General features: G+C 56.1%; 17 protein-coding genes and 1 rRNA gene. 1 reads left to right on the top strand and 17 read right to left on the bottom strand.

The annotated features are described in order from the left end of the window. Positions 1-3: 3 nt before the first annotated feature. From B0G52_RS13680 to B0G52_RS13640, 10 genes are all read right to left on the bottom strand, one after another. The gene (locus tag B0G52_RS13680) at positions 4-489 is read right to left on the bottom strand and encodes an A24 family peptidase (RefSeq protein WP_158223704.1); all 486 of its coding nucleotides are present in this window, start codon (positions 487-489) and stop codon (positions 4-6) included. After that, positions 486-1,463 (bottom strand): TadE/TadG family type IV pilus assembly protein, encoded by a 978-nt coding sequence (locus B0G52_RS35260; RefSeq protein WP_143762558.1) that lies wholly within the window; start codon positions 1,461-1,463, stop codon positions 486-488. Before B0G52_RS35260 ends, B0G52_RS13680 begins: the two co-directional genes overlap by 4 nt. Next, positions 1,426-3,624 (bottom strand): hypothetical protein, encoded by a 2,199-nt coding sequence (locus tag B0G52_RS13675; protein WP_094045150.1) that lies wholly within the window; start codon positions 3,622-3,624, stop codon positions 1,426-1,428. Before B0G52_RS13675 ends, B0G52_RS35260 begins: the two co-directional genes overlap by 38 nt. After that, a complete protein-coding gene (locus B0G52_RS13670; protein ID WP_094045148.1) occupies positions 3,621-4,307 on the bottom strand; it encodes a hypothetical protein in 687 nt (228 codons plus the stop codon). Before B0G52_RS13670 ends, B0G52_RS13675 begins: the two co-directional genes overlap by 4 nt. A 37-nt stretch (positions 4,308-4,344) precedes the next feature. Beyond that, complete coding sequence (locus tag B0G52_RS13665; protein ID WP_094045146.1) at positions 4,345-4,545, bottom strand: Flp1 family type IVb pilin; 201 nt, start codon at positions 4,543-4,545, stop codon at positions 4,345-4,347. A 34-nt stretch (positions 4,546-4,579) separates the two neighbouring features. Continuing rightward, positions 4,580-5,428: a type II secretion system F family protein gene (locus B0G52_RS13660; RefSeq protein WP_094045144.1), complete on the bottom strand. Its 849-nt coding sequence runs from the start codon at positions 5,426-5,428 to the stop codon at positions 4,580-4,582. After that, positions 5,425-6,165 carry a type II secretion system F family protein gene (locus B0G52_RS13655; protein WP_094045142.1) on the bottom strand — a complete coding sequence of 247 codons (741 nt, stop codon included), beginning with the start codon at positions 6,163-6,165 and terminating at the stop codon, positions 5,425-5,427. Before B0G52_RS13655 ends, B0G52_RS13660 begins: the two co-directional genes overlap by 4 nt. Continuing rightward, positions 6,162-7,403 carry a TadA family conjugal transfer-associated ATPase gene (locus B0G52_RS13650; RefSeq protein WP_094045140.1) on the bottom strand — a complete coding sequence of 414 codons (1,242 nt, stop codon included), beginning with the start codon at positions 7,401-7,403 and terminating at the stop codon, positions 6,162-6,164. The genes B0G52_RS13655 and B0G52_RS13650 overlap by 4 nt, the downstream gene beginning before the upstream one ends. Further along, complete coding sequence (locus tag B0G52_RS13645) at positions 7,366-8,511, bottom strand: nucleotide-binding protein (protein WP_094045138.1); 1,146 nt, start codon at positions 8,509-8,511, stop codon at positions 7,366-7,368. The genes B0G52_RS13650 and B0G52_RS13645 overlap by 38 nt, the downstream gene beginning before the upstream one ends. 148 nt (positions 8,512-8,659) lie before the next feature. Beyond that, the gene (locus B0G52_RS13640) at positions 8,660-9,244 is read right to left on the bottom strand and encodes a guanylate kinase (RefSeq protein WP_233162662.1); all 585 of its coding nucleotides are present in this window, start codon (positions 9,242-9,244) and stop codon (positions 8,660-8,662) included. Between the two features lie 268 nt (positions 9,245-9,512). Here B0G52_RS13640 and B0G52_RS13635 point away from each other — a divergent pair, with 268 nt between their 5' ends. Next, positions 9,513-10,028 carry a C40 family peptidase gene (locus B0G52_RS13635; protein WP_094045134.1) on the top strand — a complete coding sequence of 172 codons (516 nt, stop codon included), beginning with the start codon at positions 9,513-9,515 and terminating at the stop codon, positions 10,026-10,028. A 64-nt stretch (positions 10,029-10,092) separates the two neighbouring features. Here B0G52_RS13635 and B0G52_RS13630 read toward each other — a convergent pair whose 3' ends face one another. From B0G52_RS13630 to rrf, 7 genes are all read right to left on the bottom strand, one after another. Then, positions 10,093-11,016: an SPFH domain-containing protein gene (locus B0G52_RS13630; protein WP_094045132.1), complete on the bottom strand. Its 924-nt coding sequence runs from the start codon at positions 11,014-11,016 to the stop codon at positions 10,093-10,095. Next, positions 11,013-11,450, bottom strand: a complete 438-nt coding sequence (locus tag B0G52_RS13625) for an NfeD family protein (protein ID WP_094045130.1) — start codon at positions 11,448-11,450, stop codon at positions 11,013-11,015. The genes B0G52_RS13630 and B0G52_RS13625 overlap by 4 nt, the downstream gene beginning before the upstream one ends. Before the next feature lie 184 nt (positions 11,451-11,634). After that, positions 11,635-13,080 carry an ABC transporter substrate-binding protein gene (locus B0G52_RS13620; protein ID WP_158223702.1) on the bottom strand — a complete coding sequence of 482 codons (1,446 nt, stop codon included), beginning with the start codon at positions 13,078-13,080 and terminating at the stop codon, positions 11,635-11,637. A 155-nt stretch (positions 13,081-13,235) separates the two neighbouring features. Continuing rightward, positions 13,236-14,003 (bottom strand): polysaccharide deacetylase family protein, encoded by a 768-nt coding sequence (locus tag B0G52_RS13615; RefSeq protein WP_094045126.1) that lies wholly within the window; start codon positions 14,001-14,003, stop codon positions 13,236-13,238. Positions 14,004-14,107: 104 nt separating this feature from the next. After that, entirely contained in the window at positions 14,108-15,481 is a 1,374-nt protein-coding gene (locus tag B0G52_RS13610; RefSeq protein WP_158223701.1) for an ABC transporter substrate-binding protein, read from the bottom strand. A 56-nt stretch (positions 15,482-15,537) separates the two neighbouring features. Further along, positions 15,538-16,908: an ABC transporter substrate-binding protein gene (locus B0G52_RS13605; protein ID WP_094045122.1), complete on the bottom strand. Its 1,371-nt coding sequence runs from the start codon at positions 16,906-16,908 to the stop codon at positions 15,538-15,540. A gap of 440 nt (positions 16,909-17,348) precedes the next feature. Next, positions 17,349-17,465, bottom strand: a 5S ribosomal RNA gene (gene rrf, locus B0G52_RS13600). Positions 17,466-17,575 lie beyond the last annotated feature (110 nt).

Here is a 17,575-nt window from a genome sequence, read left to right as displayed (position 1 = left end):
CTTCTATCCCTTCCCCAGTAAAATCAGAAATCCGGGAGCAACCGCCAGCATAAAAGGAAACTTCGCTTTCCTCCCTCCGCTTGCCGGATGCTCTCCCCATGGCCACTTCAGCTTCTTTCCCAGCGTTCGCAAGCCGGGCGCCCTCAGCGCCAAAATTCCGCAGGCGATTCCTCCCCCGACCAGTACGGAGACCATCAGCAGCTCGAACGTCAGCGCAGGCCCCGCCCAAGTGCCGAATGCCCCGAACCATTTGACGTCCCCGCCGCCGATGCCGCCCAGACGGTTCATCGCGTACAGCGGCACAATGCCGCATAGCGCCCCGATACAAGCCCAGATCAACCCGCTTCCTCCATACGCGATAAATTGATACGCCAAACCGCCCGCCGCGAAGACGGCATTCAGCGCGTTCGGAATCCGCATGCTGCGCAAATCCGTCCAGCAAGCCGCGGCCAACAACGCCCCGGCAACGAGCCACTCTCCCCAGTTCAACGCTTCTCCTCCTCGTTCGCGGTCTTGCCCGCAACATCGAACGAATGCTGCCAGACTCCGCCTTCCCCGTTCGATACTTGCATGCCCCATTGGCCGGGCGTCGTCCTTCCGGAAACGTGCCATGTCCACGACGCCAGTCCCGATGCGTCGGCGGTCGCTCTTCCGAGATTTTTTGCTTGGCTCGGACCGCTCTTGTACAGGATGGACAGATCGACGACGGCTCCAGGCGCGGTCCGTATGACAAGCGTCGCTTTGCGCCCCGGCTTCACCGGGTTCGGCTCGAGAGATACGAACGAAACCTCGAACGGATCTCCCGCCCCTTCATCCTCGGCTTGTCGGGAGGTCGAAGGACTTCCGCCGATCCACGCCCGCTCTCTGGCCGATTCCCGGAGGACAAGCCTTCGCCCGAGGAAAGGAACACGCATCGGCAGCGTATATTCGGCCTCCAAGGTCAAGTAAGCGTCGGCGCGGTCCTCGACGTCCGGAAGCCCGACGGAAGTCAGCCGCACGTCTGACAGCCTCAGCACGCGCCGATCCGCGAACTGCTTCATCAGTTCTCCGAACGCAAGCTTGGCGGCATGCTCCTCCACCGACAACGATACGTTCGAAGCCCGCTCCGCCCACTCATTCATCGGAGCAGGCAGCCACTGTCCGTACTCGCGTAACGACTCGGCCACGCTTAGCCACTTGTCGTTCCACTGTTCGATCTGCCGGTTCAGTTCCGACCCTCTCGCTTTGTCCGTCGCCAGCGCCACCGGATACCATGCGGCAGCCGCTTGCCTCGCCGTCTGCGACAACGCGCCGTGAAGCGCCATGGAGATAAGCGCCGTCTGCGCGAGAAAGATCAAAAACAGAATAAACAGCAGGAAGATCGGCATGACAAGCGCGCTCTCCAACGTCACGCTGCCAGAGCTGGACCGCTCCGATCGCAGCCTTCTATACGTAAGAATGATCCGCGATATACGTCGCCTCATAGCGATTCCCCTTTATCGATCCGCCCAGGTTCCCAACCTTCCCCATCGCCTTAAGCAACCCGGGGAAAAACCACAATCGGACCGATGCCGTCCCTTCCCCGCTCGAATACGTATAGGCGCCGCGAAAGTCGAGACCGGAAGCGTGCTCCATCACCGCGATCGTTCTTGCCGTCGGATTCGCGCCTCCGCCGTGCAGCAAAAGAAACAGCCGCAAATAATCGGTGTAATACGTATCCACCTTCAAGTATTTTGACAATTGGATTTTGCCGACGCTTAGCAACGCTCCCATATCCGCCATCGCTTGCGTAATTCCGTAGACAAGGGCCGCGGCCAGGACGAGCAAGGGATGTCCCATCGCCCGGCACTCGATCAGCCCCTCCATCGTTCGGACCGCGAGGCGAAAAGCGAAAATTTCCCCGTATGCCGCCGCAATGTTGCCGGAAGAATGATTCAGTCCGTAAAGGATGTATTCGGTCTCCTGACTGTGAACATCCAGGGAAACCTCCCCTCCGCCCAGCAATTCCTTCGCCGACGACGGAGCGAAATGCGTCATTCTTCCAAGCGCATACTCGGAGAAGTAGAGCTGATCCCTCGCTCCCGTCACCGCTCCTTCCAGCAGATCCAGCAAACCGTTGACCGAAGACATCGCCTCGTCTCTTCCCTGGGAAGAATCTCCGCTTCTTTGCGCTCGACCGGCCTCCTCTTCGGAGCGATTCCACTCCCGGTTGGCTGCATACAGCGCGCTCGTCCGCTCAAAGCTTGCCTTCTCCTCGTCCGAGCCTAATCTTCCGGAGAACGAACCGAGAAAGTTTCCCGCGCTCCTCCACTCGGATTCGGCCCTGCTTTCCTCCTGCTTGCGTTCCTGGTCGTAGGAGCGACGGGATTCCAACATCTCCAGCCGCTTCGCAATGACTCCTCCTCCCGGCCCGTAGTCGCCGGAAAACTCGGAAAGACGATCCCTCGCCCGCGCTTCCGCTGCGCTTAACGCCGCTCCCATTCCAGTTGAACCTGGGACTGAGCCGATCAAGGACGACAAGGAGCCGATTTCGCCTGCCAGAGACAATCCCTGTGCGTACTGCCGGTCGATCTCGGCTTCGTACTCTTCGAAGAAAGAAGGCGGCAAAATCAAATCTTCCGCAGACCTGCGAAGCTCCTCCATCGTTTGCCGGTGCTCGGCTTCCATTGCGTCTTCGTCCGCCCCGCCAATCGTCCCGGCCGCGCCGCGCGAATGCTCCACGATGGACATCATCTCCTCGTTCGCTCTCTTGGCTTTGCCCAGCGCTTCCTTCGCCTTGAAGACGAAGCCGTCGGAGTCCGCTCGCGCTTCATCGGCCGCCTTCCCGAGCTCCCTCGCCGCCGAGACGGCACGAGACTCGTATGCGGCGACTTCGGCCTCGTAACGCGGACCTTCCGGCCTGCTCTTCTCGATCTCTTCCGGGTCTTCCCCGCTGTCCAGCCTTGCGCTTTTCTCCTCCTCCCATCGTCTAAGCGATTCCCTTCGCGACTTGTCCTCCTCTCTCTTCGAGACATAATCGTCGTAACCCCCTGCGACCCCTCCCGCCGAGCCAAGAGCGGATTCGGCCTTCCGTTCCGCCTTCTCGCCGTACTCCTTCTGGCTGTCGTACGCGTCGTCGAACGCCTTCTCCCTGCGATCGTAGGCTTTGCGCATCTTCTCCAGCAGGTCCACGGTGCAGTTCGCTTCCTTCATCGTGCCCGACAACCCTTTGAATCGCGCAGCGACCTCGATCGCAAGATCGATCGGCGCCTTATACTTCATCTCTTCGAGAACTTGCCTGCGGAAGACGTCGTGGCCGGCAAGCGGCCGGCTCTCCGTCACCTCCGCCTGTTCCCAGCGCGTATCCAAGAACGGAAACGCATCCCCGTCCCCCGACGGGGAGTTTCCTTCCAACGTCGTTCGGAACACGTCGTTCGCGGCTTCCCCTCCCCGAATAAACAATCCGTATCTGGCATAAATGAGCGGATCGAACGACGACATCGCCGAACGCACGCCGGACTTGACCGACAGCTCGGCCTGCTTGCGGAAAGCCGCGATACGGGCGAAATCGATGAGCAGAGAGGTCAACAGGAACAGCGAGGCCGTAGCCGCTATGAAGTAGACGGAAACGGATCCCGACGTTCCCCGTCGCCGCGCCTTTTTCATCCCTCGGCTCCCCCTTTCCCGAGCGGCGCTTTGCGCTTGTTCAAGACTTCGCCGGCCTGGGAGCGATATTTCTCCTTCCCTTCCGGGGCGTTGCGCAGCTTGGCCGCATAGTAACGAACCAAATCGAACGAGCGGACGAATTCCGCCGGTTCCACGACGAGCGCGGACACCTTCGCATCCGCCGCCCCCCCTCCCTTGAAGCGGGCAAGCGGCACCGAGAACCAAGAGCTGACGAGCTCCGCATCGATCTCGCGCTTAATGCCGAAGTTCCGATAGCCCAGCTCCCCGGAGCCGACGCGGTGCTTGGCGGAAGCGGCATAAGCCGCGCTCTTAAGCTTATCCGCGGCGGAGCCCCCCTCCCCCGGCGCCATGCCCGGGTAGACCTCCACCCGTATTCCCGCCTCTCCCGAGGCGAGTCCGAACAGACTCTGCACGAGGGCATCGTCGGTCAGACGCCAGTATAGGCCATCGTATTCGCCTGCTGGATACCCGCCCGTGAGCGAGTCGGAAGATGAGTTCGACCAACCGAACGCGGCGCGCTCCGTCATGACGGAAGAACTGTAATACACCAGAGCCCCCTGCGAGATATACAGAGCAAATAAGAGCAGCATAAACGTCAGCATCATCACCCAGGGAAGCAGCATCGACGCTTCGAGCGTAAACGAACCGGACGCGTCCTTCATTCCCCGTCCGCTCCCCGAGTGCTCTCTCTCGCTGCGGTTAATCGAATACTTCATCCGACTTGGTCTCAACCTTTTCCATCAAGATCTTCAGAAATCCGATGATCTCCTCCCGGAACACGAGCACGATAGCGATCAGCACCGCCACGATCAACACCAGCTCCAGCGTACCGATTCCCTCTTCGTCGTCGCGCAAGGCGCGAAAAGCGTTAAGTCCGTATTGATACAAAAATCCGATCATTCCTATCATCCTTTCTTTTCATCAGTTTGATCTCTCACATCATAAATACGGCCGGAGCTCCGACCAGAACCATGATCAGCAGAAACACGATTGTCAGCGGGAACGCCAGCCTCGACGAGGCTTGCTCGCCCATCGTTCTCGCGATCGCCTTCCTCTTCTCCCACATCTGCCTGGTCAGCTCCCGCAGCGCGGGAACGAACGCGTCCCCGCCTCTTCTCGCGTTGATCAGCACGGTCGTCGCGAACAGCTTGGCCTCGGGAATCGCGCATCTTCTTCCCCACTCTTCGAGCGCCGCCGCCAGACTTTCTCCCCGCTTCATGCTCTCGATCGCCGCTCTCAGCTCCGCGTACAGAGGATTGTCGTCGGAGGCGGCTCTCCTCTTCTCGGCCGACCTGGCCAAAGCGCGCATGACGTTCTCTCCCGCGTTCACCATCAGCAGCAGCTTGCTTAACAGCTCCGGCAGCTCCGTTACCATACTCTGGCGGCGCTTGCCGACTTGTCCGGCAACCTCCTTCATCCGCAGGAGAGGCAACACTCCTCCGAGCAGCCCCCCGACGGCGAGCAGCTCCGGCGTATCCGCCGCCCATGCCAGCAAACTCATGCCCGTCAGCGCCGCATAGGCAAGTCCCGCTCCCTCAGCCGCCCAATCGATCAGCTTGTTTTCCGAACAGGAGCCTCCGTTCAACAAAGCCAACGAGACGCGCGCCCTGTCCAGCAGCGGCAGCACTCTTCTCTGCACGGCGGGAATCCGCAGTACAATCGCAAACGGATCTGTACGCAGTCTGATTCGTTGCCCTTTCAGATCGCGCCAGGACATCGCGACAAGGCAAACGTAGGCAATGAGGAGCGCCGCGCAGACGATCTGAATCAGCCATCCGCTCATAGCTTGATGTCCATGATGCGCATCATCCACCAACTGCAAAGCGCCAACAAGAGCAAACAAACCGTCAGCACGACGACCCCCATCCCTTCTCTCATCGGCTGCATGTAGTCGGCAGCCAGGAAGCCAAGTATTCCGACGAACGCGAAGGGCATCGCCATCATGATTCTCGCTTCGAATCTCTTCTGCGCGATCAGTACCGACACTTCCAGCTCGACGTCCATCTTCTCGGAAATGAGCAGCGATGTTCTTCTGACTACTTCCACGAGGTCTCCTCCCGCTCTCTTGCAAATCGCGATCGCTTCCGCGAAATTCCTCACCTCCTCCAAGTCGGATCGCGCCGCGAAGTCCTGCAAGCCGGCTTCGAGCTGCTCCCCGTTGTTCAGCCGATTGGCGATCGCCCTCAGCTCTCTGATCAGATCCGAGCGGCTGTCGCCGATCAGCAGCACCAAGTCGCTCTCAAGAGCCATGAAGGCGTTCTCGACGGACCTGCCTGCGGACAGCAAGGAGGTGAGCGCCTGCAGGGCGTCCTTGAACTGCTGTCTCAGCTTATCCTTGCGACGCCGGCATAGGCTGAGAGCATAATGCCTTGGGTACAGGAGCCCGAGCGGAGCGGCGACGGCTGCGATAACCGAATGCCGGTACAGTACCCATACGATCGCGTAACAGGCCGCGCAGCCGACGAAGATCGCCCACGCCTTCTCCTTCGCGCTGAGACGATAGACCGAATAATCCGTCATCCCCCCTCCTCCTTCAGCAATCCGGCATGGCGCAGCTTGCCCGTATCACGCAGCGGAGCGACTCTGAGCAAGCTTCCGACGATGCGGCCGTCCCGCTCCCCTTCCTCCTCGAAGCGAAACAGCGTGTTCAGTCGAACTTCACCCTGCTCGATTCCTGTCACTTCGCATATTTCGGACACGCGTCGGCTCGAATCCCGGAAGCGGCTCAAATGAACGACAATATCGAGCGCCGAAGCCATCTGCTGGCGAACGACGGGCACCGGCAAATCCGCTCCGCTCAGCACCATCGTCTCCAGCCTGGAGATCATATCCTTGGCGCCGTTCGCGTGCCCCGTGGACAACGAGCCTTCATGACCGGTATTCATCGCCTGCAGCATATCGAGCGCCTCCCCGCCGCGGACTTCGCCGACGATAATCCGGTTGGGCCTCATCCGCAGCGACGCCCGAATCAGCTCGCGAATGCCCAATTGCCCTTTGCCCTCGCTGTTCGCATTGCGCGTCTCCAGCGAGACGAGATTGGCGATCCCGCGAAGCTGCAGCTCCGCCGCGTCTTCGATTGTAATGACTCTTTCGTGCGAGGGAATCCACTGGGACAGAGCGTTGAGGAACGTCGTCTTTCCCGAGCCGGTGCCCCCGCTGACAAACAAGTTGTATTTGGCCGTTACCATGTCCCGCAGAAATTCGGCCGCCTCCCTCGAGATCGCTTCCTTGGCGATCAAATCTTCGATTCCAAGCGGCTGGTGCGGGAACCGGCGGATCGTCACGGTCGGACCCTTCAACGCGATCGGGGGAAGAACGACATGCACCCGCGAACCGTCGGGAAGCCGCGCGTCCACGATCGGAGAAGCTTCGTTGACAATCCGATTCACCCGCCCGACTATGCTCTGAATGAGATCCTCCAGCCTCTCGTTGCTCTCGAATCCAAGATCGACCGCTCTTAACTCCCCTCTCTTCTCGATAAAAATCTCTCTATGGGAATTGATCATGATTTCCGTGATCTCCTGGTCTTCCAGCAGCGGTTGAAGCGCGTCCAACCCTCGAAACGAGTGATACAGACGCATCACGGCCGCCTTGCGCTCTCCCGCCGTCATTCGCCTTGCCCGCTCTCCGCGGAACAGCTCGTCTTCGATCAGCTTCCGCAAGTCGTCGTCCGTGATCGAATCGTCCCAGGTCATACGGGCGCGAACGGCGTTCCGGAGTTCAACTAACTCCTCGATCGTGAGCCCGCTGTCCGCCATGTCCTTCTCCCCTCCTCCTGCGCTCCGCTGACGCACCGCCGGTTCCTGCCCCCAGGATGTCCAGAAGCCGTTCAACCGCCCCGGAGTATGCGGGCGACGAGAGCAGCCTTCCCGGCTGGTCGACCGCCTTCCACTGCGGAATGTACGGGAGCGTAAGCGCCGGTTCCGTTCCCGGCAGCGTCCAACGATTAACGGGCCTTGCCCCCACCGCCCGGTTCATGACGAACGTCGGATGGAACGCCGCTCCTTCCAAACGCGGCTCCCAGTAGCGAAGCAGCTTCTCGGCCTTCAACAAACCTAGCGCATCGTCCAGCGTCAGCCAGACGATCCGGTCGCTCCGCTGAAGAAGGCTGCGATGCCACTCTCCCGCGCCGGAATCGGGGTCGACGACGATGACGTCGTACCGGTTCGCTTGTTTCAGCTTGTCGAGCAGGTCTGCCGCGATCTCCGGAACGAGGGCGAGCCTCTCCCCGGGATGCTCCGGAGCGTCGATATAATCGGCCCGCAATTGCGACTGATGCCGGCACAGCCGCCGCGACAGCTCGTCCCAATGTTCGGGACGCGCCTGCAGAGCATAGAGGAGGCTGGACAAGGCGTCCGGCTCTCCGCTGCCGAACAGAAGCGATGTCGCGTTCAGTTCCTCCAAATTAAGATAAAGAACGCGCAGCCCCCTTCCCCCCGCTTGACGAACAAGGTTTAACGCCGCCGTCGTCTTGCCGACGCCTCCCGAGGCCGAAAATACCGTCCACACCTGGCATCCCCCCTCCAGTCTGGCCCCTTCCATCCCAAGCGCTCCTCGGATGCCGCTCAGCAAAGCCGGCAGAGGCTGATAGCGGACAAGCTTCTCCCAGTCCTCCTCCCCGCCTTCATTTCCGTCCGCCAGAACGATGATTTTCCCGGATTTCCCTCCGTCGGCCAGCGCACGTCTCACCATCTCCCGCTCTCCGATCAGAGCGTCGATTTTCCCGCCGCCTTGCAATTCCACTTTCAACGCGCCGCTATGCGTGTAAGCAGCCACCTCCCACTCCTTCTCCTCCTCCCGCAAATATTCCGCCAACTTGGCGACGTACTCCCGCTCCTCCGCCGCCACCACGATCCTCTTGACCATCGTCCGCCTCCTTCCCGGAAAACAAAAAACCGCAAACTCCGACGCATAACGCGTCGAAATTTGCGGTGCTTCCGCTTTCGCTTATTGAATTTGTAGCCTTACAATACCATGTCTTTCCATTCTCGTCAACGGGCGTTTCCGAGTACGCTTAATCCTTGTCGACCAGATCCCGCTGCAAATAAGTTTCCAGCGTGTTCGTAATCTCGTAGGTGGTCTGAGCCAGATCGTAGTTCTCGAATGCGTGCTCGCAAGAGGCGCGATAGCCCAGCTCACGTTCATAGTGCCCCAGATGCTTGGCGATGACCTCTTCCGGCAGGCCCAAATTGCGTTGACGATCCTCTGCCGTCCGCCGATCCACGTAGAGAAACAGGCGTACCGCTTTATCCCCGTAAATATGTTTAAGAATGCTAGCGCCTTCATGATTCAAGATCAGATAGACGGAATCGTGCTGATCCAGCTTGCTTTCGATATCCGCGCTGCGAATGCCGTACAACTGTCCGTCGATTTCCACGCTTTCGAGAAATTCGCCCCTCTGCTCCAGCTCCCGGTATTCGTCATGGTTGACGAACACGTAATCCTGTCCGTTCACTTCACCCGGCCTGGGAGGTCTGGTCGCGTAAGAAACGATCTTCTCCATGCCGAAGGTTTGGCCGACCGCTTCCGCAACCGATTTTCTTCCGGAACCGTCCGGTCCGGTAAAGACGAAGATTCGATTCCGATTCGTTTCGCGCATCCGCACGCGCATCCTCTCCTTCCTCATGGAAACGTTTCATCCCTTAAAATATACAGAATTATCCGATAATTATTAATTATAGAAGACGAAACCTCGAACCGTCAATCGCTAAAGCGATCGATTTGAACGCTGATTGCGAATGCGAAGACGAGGGGACGGCAGACGGCACATATTCCCAACATTAAGATGCCCTTAATTTCTCAATACAGGGACAAGCAACATGATATACTCCATTTTGTCACCTAGAACAACTTCAGGAGGAACTTACATGAACTTCGGACAACGGCTCAAGAAAATCGCAATCGGCGCGACCTGCTTCGCGGTCCTTGCGACAGGCATTGGCGCGCTGGAACAACCGTCCGCTCATGCGGCGACCACGGTGTCGGCAAGCGCGACGTCGACCCAGAAAGCGAATGCGGTCATTTCCGCAGCTCAGCAGCTTAAAGGCAAAGTCAAATACAAATTTGGAGTCAACAATCCTTCCAAATTGTGGTTTGACTGCTCTTCCTTCACGAAATACGTGTTCGCCAAGCAAGGCGTCAACCTGAAGTGGGGCTCCCAAGCGCAGAGCAAGCAAGGCGTCTACGTGTCCAAAAGCAATCTGAAAAGAGGCGATCTCGTCTTCTTCAGCGTATCCAAGCCGGGCAGAGTCAATCACGTCGGCATCTACATTGGCAACGGACAATTCATTCATAACACGATCGGCGGCAGCGTCAACGGCGTTATCGTCAGCAAACTGAGCAGCTACTCCAAACGTTACATTACAGCGAGAAGAGTGCTCTAGCACAAGGACGGAGCTGTCCCGGAACCCGCTCTACATAACCCTGCGGACAGCTCCTTTCGCATGTCTACCCCTTGGACTTGAACAAGTCGCTCATCGCTCCCAAGCTTCCCAGCGTTTCCGCGACGCTTGAGGGGAGGAACACCTTGTTCGCCGGACCTTTGGCAATTTCCCCGAGCGCTTCGAACGAGCGATAGGCCAGCACTTTCTCGTCGAGCCCCGCCGCCCGCAGCATCTCGATTCTCGCTTTCTCGGCCTCGGCCACCGCCAGAATCGCCTTCGCCTCTCCCAGCGCTTCCAGCTCCTGCGCCTGACGCAAGCCTTCCGCTTGGCGAATGCGCGCCTCTTTCTCGCCTTCCGCCTTCAAGATTTTACTCTGCTTATCCCCTTCGGACCGCAATATCAAATCCTGCTTGGCCGCTTCCGCCTCCAGGACGATCGCCCGTTTGTTCCGCTCCGCCTTCATCTGCTTATCCATCGCTTCCTGAATGTCGCCGGGCGGTTTGATGTCCAGCACTTCTACCCGCTCGATGCGCACGCCCCATTTCTCGGTCGCTTCATCCAGCGCCAGTCGAATGTTCGAAGAAATTCGTTCCCTGCCGGACAACGTCTCGTCCAATTCCATGTTCCCTATTATTTGACGAAGCGTAGCGGTCGTAATGTTGCGCACTCCGTACACATAATCGGAAATTCCATATGTAGCCTGCTCCGGAGCGACGATCTGGTAGAAAATAATCGTGTCGATCTGCACCTGGACGTTGTCCTTGGTAATGACCGTTTGCGGCGGAACGTTCGCTTGCTGGATTCTCAGATCATGGAATACGCGAACGTTGTCGATGAACGGAACGAGCACATTTACGCCGGGCGTCAGCAGCCGGTTGAACTTCCCCAATCTTTCGACCACGCCGACCCTCTGCTGCGGCACGATCTTGATCGACAGCACGACGACCAATACGATGACGATGACGATCAGAAATACGACGTACATCATTCAGGATTACCTCCCGTTTTTTGAACTTCGAGCACGGTGGAGCTTCTTCCAACGACCGTTACCCGTTCATCCAGGTCGAGCTCCTCCTTGGAAGCCGCGCTCCACGTTTCGGAACCGACCTTGACGATGCCGGGACGATCCGGGGAAATCTTCGCGATCACAACACCTTGTTTGCCGACCAAATCCTCATGCGTGTCGCGAAAGCCCTTCCCTACCTTGAACCTTCTCGTCAGCGGTTTGGTCAAGCCCGTTAGCGCGAGAGCGGCACCCCCTCCGATCAACGATTGGAGCAAAAAGTCGTCCGGCGCCAATAAGGATACGACGGCCGCAACCACGGCTCCCGCGCTTAGCCACAGCATGTAATAGGTTAGCGTCAGCAGCTCGGCAATCAGCAACAGCCCGGCCGCAATGAGCCAGATCGCCCACCATTCCATCGCCCTCTCCCCTTTCTCCCCTTCTTACATATGTACGGTCGCGTTCATGCGTTATGACCACCCGAATCTCTTTTCGGAAAATAAAAAGCGGCTGTTCCAAGCATCCGAGGATACCTGAAACAACCGTCCATATGCATTGCGCGCAGCAGCCTTTCTCTTGGATTCCGTACGCCGTCTTCTGCCGCTATTCGGACGAAGATTCCGACTCGGAATTCGCGGACGAAGCCGACGGAGATGGACTTGCTTCCTCAGCCGCTTTCCTTGCCTTCAGCAATTCGGCTTCTCCTTTCTCCTGAATCGCCTCTAAAGCTTCCTCCACCGTCTTCTTGTCGTTCAGCGCGGCGTCGACCTCCGCCTCGACCAGAGCGTTCAGCGCTCCGAAGAAGTTAATCGGCGCTTTCGTATACTCGTTGTTCACATTGGCCTTCGGTTCCAGCATGTAGAACGGCTCCATGCTGCGTCCGTCCTTATCCGGATTATGTTCAGTACGGCTCAGCAGGCTGCCGTAGAGAGATTTGGACTTGAGCTTGGCGAACGAATCGCCGTTAATGTACTTGACAAACTCCCATGCGGCACGCGGATTCGCGGAGTTGGAGCTTACCGCGAAGATGCTGCCCAAGTTGAAGTAGCTGCTCTGATTCCGATTGTTTGGGTCAACCGGAACCGTTACGATTCCCCAATTCACTGGAGTTACTTCCTTTAGCATCTCTTTGGCCTGAAGAATCTGCTGCACCTCGTAGCTCCTTTTCACCGCCATGGCCGACCTGCCCATCACGAACAGATTGCGCTGAAACATTTCTTCCATCGTCTTGAAGTTGAATGCTCTGGCTTCTGCATCAGGCACGTATAACGCTCCAGACTTCACAGCGCCAATCACAGATTCGAATACTTTTTTCCAGGAATCCGTATCAATGTTGAACGAAGAACCGTCCGCGCTCAGCATTCTGAGGTCCTGGCCGGAACCGATGGTCTGAATCAGATTGGAGAGGTCCAAGTATGTATCCATTGAGAGGCCATATATTTTCGAGTCCTTATCTCCATCCGTCGGAAACCGTTTAGCCAGCTCGAACACTTCTTCCCAGCTCATCGAATCTCTTGGCAGCTCGACGCCGTATTTATTAAACAAATCGATATTGTAATAGAGCGCAGAACTGGAGAACTCCGGGGACAGGCCATACAGCTTGCCTCCTCCTTGCTCCCGCAGCAGCTTAAGAATGGCCGGATGAATGCCTTCCGTCTCGAATTGGTCTTGCCCGATCACCGAGTCCAGCGCAAACAGCGTCCCGTTCTGGGCGAGTCTCTCGTATTCTGCCGTTTGAAGCATCAGTACGTCGGGTTTGTGCGCTTCGAGAAACTTATCCAGTTGCTCCTCCATCGTCTCCGCAGCGCTTTGGTTATAAATCGACTGCATATTGGCCACTTCGATCTCAATGTTGGGAAACTGTGTCGCAAACATATTCCCGTATTCTTGAAAAAAAATGGATTGATCCCAGAACATCACTTTGATTTTCGCTTCTTCGTCTTTGCCGAGAGGTGCCAGTTCCCCCTCCTTCTTGCCTCCTCCGCTGCATGCGCTTAGCAAGCCGAGTACCAGAATGAGACTCAGTAAAGTAATAACGTTCTTTTTCACGGAACAACCCCCTATATAGATAGAACTCCCCCTCATCATATCTGACTTTCCTTGAGAATTTCATAAATTTCCTAGATTTAATGTCAATGTGTAAAAAATCGATTCAGAGTATAAAAAAAGAACCTGCCGTATGGGGGGCAGGCTCTCTCTCCTGTTCAGGAATGCGGTTTTCCCAACAACAAATTCGACTTCTTGTGTTGAATCAACTCGGACACGGTCACCATCCTGTAACCGCGTCTTCTCAGCTCCGGAAGAATCGTCTCCAGCGCTTGAACCGTCTGCATGGATCCTTCGACATGATCGTGAAACAAAACGATATCGCCGTTGCGGACGTTCTTCAGCACCCTGTCGACAATTCTGCGCGTTCCGGGAGAGCTCCAATCCTTCGTATCCTGATGCCACGACCATAACACCATCGTATACCCGCGCTCGCGCGCGATCCGAACGACAGAATCGTTGAAGAAACCTCCCGGCGGCCTGAACCACAGGCTGTGTTTTCCGGTCAGGCTCACGATCTGCTTTTCTGTCCGGCTAAGCTCATCTTCCAGCCTCTGCTGGCTGATCCGATGGTTCAGATACAGATGATTGTATGTATGATTCGCGACTTCATGACCTTCCTTCGCTTCTCTCCTGACGACGTCCGGATACCGGTCCATCCGTTTGCCGACTACGAAAAAGGTCGATTTGGCGTCGTTCGCCGCGAGCAAATCGAGAATTTTCGGAGTCGTGACGGGGTTGGGACCGTCGTCGAACGTCAGGGCGATCAACTTCTCCTTCATCGGCACTTCCCATACGACTTCTTCCCGCTCTTCGTAGTATGCCCTCGTCTTTTTGTGCGGCTGCGCTTGCGCCTGATTGTACCCGCAAGCGACAACCGCCGACACGCAAACTCCGATCAGCGTTGCCGTTTTGAATACGGACATACGCTCCCTCCGCTCCTGTGCTTTACAGGGATAGTATGGAGGTTTTATTGAACAAATATGAGTTCCATTCTCTCCGGCGGACAGCTTGGTTAAAGCTGAGCGATTTATTTTTCCTGATTGGCTTTCATGTTGACGAGCGTCGCTTGCGCTTCCTCCTGTATCGTCTGGATCGCCTCATCCAACGTTTTTTTGTCATTTGCCGCTGCCGTAAGCTCTCGGGCCATTATTTCCATTACCATCCAGTCCAACCCGTCGGGAAGGTTCTTGAATTCACTGCGCAGTTCGGCCTTCGGTTCAAGCTTGAAAAATGCGGCCATATCCCGTTCGTCCTGAGGACGATTGAATTCCGTGCGGCTGAATAACTCACCGTTGCTGGAATTCGCCCTGATCTGGGCATAATCCGCCGAGTTCGCATACTTGATGAATTCCCAAGCCGCTTGGGCATTCCCGGATTGCGAATTGATCGCGAAAACCGCGCTATAATTGTATGAGCCGCTCTGTGTACGATTGTTGGGATCGACCGGCGCGGTGACTAGCCCCCAGTTGACCGGTGTAACGTCCTTGAGGGAGTTCTTCGCATTAAGGATCGCGCCGACTTGGCTCGGAGACTGGAAGGTCATTGCCGACCGGCCCATGACGAAGCGATCGTCTTCCAACATTCTCATCTGCTTGTTTTGCTCCTCTTCCGTCGGCAGATAGAATGCGCCCGATTTAATGGCCCCGACTATGGTTTCGAATACTTTGCGCCATGCGTCGCTGTTCAATTGGGCTTCAGTTGCTTCCGCATTAAATACACGCAGATTTTGCGCAGCTCCGATTTTGAGCGTACTAAACAGAGGAGACATGAACCCGTCTATCGTGAATCCGTAAATTCTATTCTTCTCGTCTCCGTCTGTCGGAAACCTCTTAGCCAGCTCGAATACTTCGTCCCATGTCATCGAATCCCGCGGGAGCTCGACATTATATTTGTTGAACAGATCGATATTGTAGAAAAGCGCTTCGCTCGTGAAGAAAGGACTAAGCCCGTAAAGCTTGCCATCTCCCTCGTTGCGGAGCAGGGAAAGGATCGCCGGGTTGTATCCTTCCATATCGTACGAACTCATCTGGATCGGAACGTCGAGATCCAGCAGTTTTCCGTTCCTCGCCATGCTTTCATATTCGTTTTCGAACAGGAACAGGACATCAGGCTGCTCCTTATCCACAAGCTCATTAAAAATTTGCTCTCTGGATTTGGACGTGTCATTGAAGATTCCTTGTCTGCTCACAACTTCGATTTCTACATTGGGAAATTCGTTCTGAAACAGCATTCCGTATTCCCGTTGAAACTGCTCCATGCTCCAGTACATCACTTTAAGCTTCGTTTCCGTGTTTTTATCCAGCGGCTCCCAATCGCCGCCTCCTTCTCCGTTTCCGCTGCATCCGATCGCTCCGAGCATCAAGGCTGCGGACATGAGGCCATAACCTATTTTCTTCTTCAAAACAGTTCCCCCTATTTTCTGCATCCAGCGATTTCTAGCCAGAAGTCTAAATTCATTCAGTCGGATGCGTTATTTTCTTTCAGCTCTTCCTGCCCTATCTCCTGGATTTTCCTCATCGCTTCGTCTAATGTTTGTTCTCCGGATAAAACTGTATCGACTTCCGAGGTGATGATCTCGGAAAAACGATCAAGAAATCGTGGAGGCGCCTTTAGCTGCTCGCTGCCGGCATTCATCGCCGGATCAAGCTTTAGGAACGGTTCCATACTCCGCCCATCCTGCTCCTCCTCATAGTCCGTCCACGTTTTAAGTCCTCCGAAAACCGAACGATGGTTGAGCTGCGCATACTTCTCGCCGTTGATGTATTTAATGAATTCCCACGCCGCACGTACGTTCGATGACTCCGTACTTATTGCATAAATCTGAACGCCCAGTTCGAAATAACGGTTCTGGTTGCGATTGTTCGGATCGACCGGAGCCGTCACGACTCCCCACTCGATCGGCTCCCACTTCAGATCTTCCACAGCCTGTCGAAGCTTCATGACTGTTCTGTTTTTGCCAAATCGCATCGCCGCGCCGCCGAGGAGAAATACATCTCTTCGGTAGATATCCTCCATTAAAAAGTTGCCCGCTTCGTCTTCCACAGGGACATGATAAGCTCCAGAACGAATCAGATCAATGACCGACTCCGCGACCTTCTTCCACGAAGCCGTGTCAAAGCTCACCCGGCTTCCATCCGCATTCACCGATTGCAATCCTTGCGCCTGACCGACCGTGCGAATGAAATTGCCAACCGTCATTTCGCTTCCCAGCGAAAGACCGTAAACTCTTTTGTCGCTCTCTCCGTCCACCGGGAATCTCTTCGCAAGCTCGAACACTTCGTCCCAGCTCATCGAATCGCGAGGCGTCTCGATGCCATATTTCTCGAACAGCTCTGAATTGTAAAATAAGCCGGCGCTTTCGATCTCGGGGCTGAGCCCGTACAGCTTGCCGTCCCCCAGTTCCCTCAGCAGGCTCGGCATTGCCGGATGGATGCCGTCCATTGAAAAATCGTCCTTTTCTATAATCGGATCCAATTCCAGCAGCTTGCCGTCCTTGGCATACTTCGCGTATTGAGCTTCGCTCAGCAACAGAACGTCCGGCTTGTTCGCCTCGATGAACTTGTCCAAGCCCTCATCCGCCGTTACATTCGGATCGGAATACAGCTGTTGCATGTCAAGAACTTCAATATCTACATTCGGAAACTCCGTTGCGAAGAAATTTCCGTACTGCCTGTAAAACAGCGAATTGTCCCAAAACATGACTTTCATAGACACTTTCTCTTCTTTATCTAGCGGGTCCAACCTTTTTTCTTTTTCTCCGCCCTTGCATCCTGCGACTCCCGTTACCAGCGTCGCCGCCGCCAACATCGCCAACATTTCTTTGCGCACACCACTCCCCCCTCTGTGCCAAGTTACTTCCACTATATAACAAATGATTCATTAATCCAGGTGCTTCCCCCTAATTCAGGGAATTAGTATAAAAGATAGATACAAAGTATAACGTTCTCTTCTGGCGTTCGTATGCGATTCTCCATTTAGCGGTCTGGCAGGCCGTTAGCTGCATTCCTCTTGCGAATCTAGTTTGTTAACGGTCTGGTGGACCGTTAATTGCGTCTTTTGCGCGAATTTCTCCGTTTAGCGGTCCGACAGGCCGTTAACCCGGAGATTCCAGCACTTTCGCTGCTGTTAACGGTCTGGCAGGCCGTTATGCCGCTACCCCGCTGACGCTCAATCCTCCGAATAACGCAAAAAAGCACCCGGCTAAGGGTGCTTCTCTGTTTACTCCGGCCCTGGTCGTCGACTTCATCGACTGCTCGGGCATGTATCCGGCCTGGCGACGTCCTACTCTCCCAGGACCCTGCGGTCCAAGTACCATCGGCGCTGGAGGGCTTAACGGTCGTGTTCGGGATGGGTACGCGTGGAACCCCTCCGCCGTCATCACCAGACCAGATCATTTGTAACAAGGCTTACGCCTTGAAAACTGGATGCGAACCAAGTGGAGCGAAGAAGAAGGTGAAGTGTCTTGCTTTGTCGTGTCATTCGTTAGGATAAGCCC

The organism is Cohnella sp. SGD-V74 (genome assembly GCF_003001675.1).
GTDB lineage: Bacteria > Bacillota > Bacilli > Paenibacillales > Paenibacillaceae > Cohnella.
This window is presented reverse-complemented; position numbering and strand designations above follow the sequence as displayed.

Bases quoted from the DNA above. Each gene is read 5' to 3' on its own strand.
- B0G52_RS13625 (WP_094045130.1), bottom strand. From the start codon at position 11,450: ATGGAATGGTGGGCGATCTGGCTCATTGCGGCCGGGCTGTTGCTGATT.
- B0G52_RS13635 (WP_094045134.1), top strand. From the start codon at position 9,513: ATGAACTTCGGACAACGGCTCAAGAAAATCGCAATCGGCGCGACCTGC.
- B0G52_RS35260 (WP_143762558.1), bottom strand. From the start codon at position 1,463: ATGAGGCGACGTATATCGCGGATCATTCTTACGTATAGAAGGCTGCGA.
- B0G52_RS13650 (WP_094045140.1), bottom strand. From the start codon at position 7,403: ATGGCGGACAGCGGGCTCACGATCGAGGAGTTAGTTGAACTCCGGAAC.
- B0G52_RS13675 (WP_094045150.1), bottom strand. From the start codon at position 3,624: ATGAAAAAGGCGCGGCGACGGGGAACGTCGGGATCCGTTTCCGTCTAC.
- B0G52_RS13640 (WP_233162662.1), bottom strand. From the start codon at position 9,244: ATGCGCGAAACGAATCGGAATCGAATCTTCGTCTTTACCGGACCGGAC.
- B0G52_RS13630 (WP_094045132.1), bottom strand. From the start codon at position 11,016: ATGATGTACGTCGTATTTCTGATCGTCATCGTCATCGTATTGGTCGTC.
- B0G52_RS13615 (WP_094045126.1), bottom strand. From the start codon at position 14,003: ATGTCCGTATTCAAAACGGCAACGCTGATCGGAGTTTGCGTGTCGGCG.
- B0G52_RS13645 (WP_094045138.1), bottom strand. From the start codon at position 8,511: ATGGTCAAGAGGATCGTGGTGGCGGCGGAGGAGCGGGAGTACGTCGCC.
- B0G52_RS13670 (WP_094045148.1), bottom strand. From the start codon at position 4,307: ATGAAGGACGCGTCCGGTTCGTTTACGCTCGAAGCGTCGATGCTGCTT.
- B0G52_RS13655 (WP_094045142.1), bottom strand. From the start codon at position 6,165: ATGACGGATTATTCGGTCTATCGTCTCAGCGCGAAGGAGAAGGCGTGG.
- B0G52_RS13665 (WP_094045146.1), bottom strand. From the start codon at position 4,545: ATGATCGGATTTTTGTATCAATACGGACTTAACGCTTTTCGCGCCTTG.
- B0G52_RS13660 (WP_094045144.1), bottom strand. From the start codon at position 5,428: ATGAGCGGATGGCTGATTCAGATCGTCTGCGCGGCGCTCCTCATTGCC.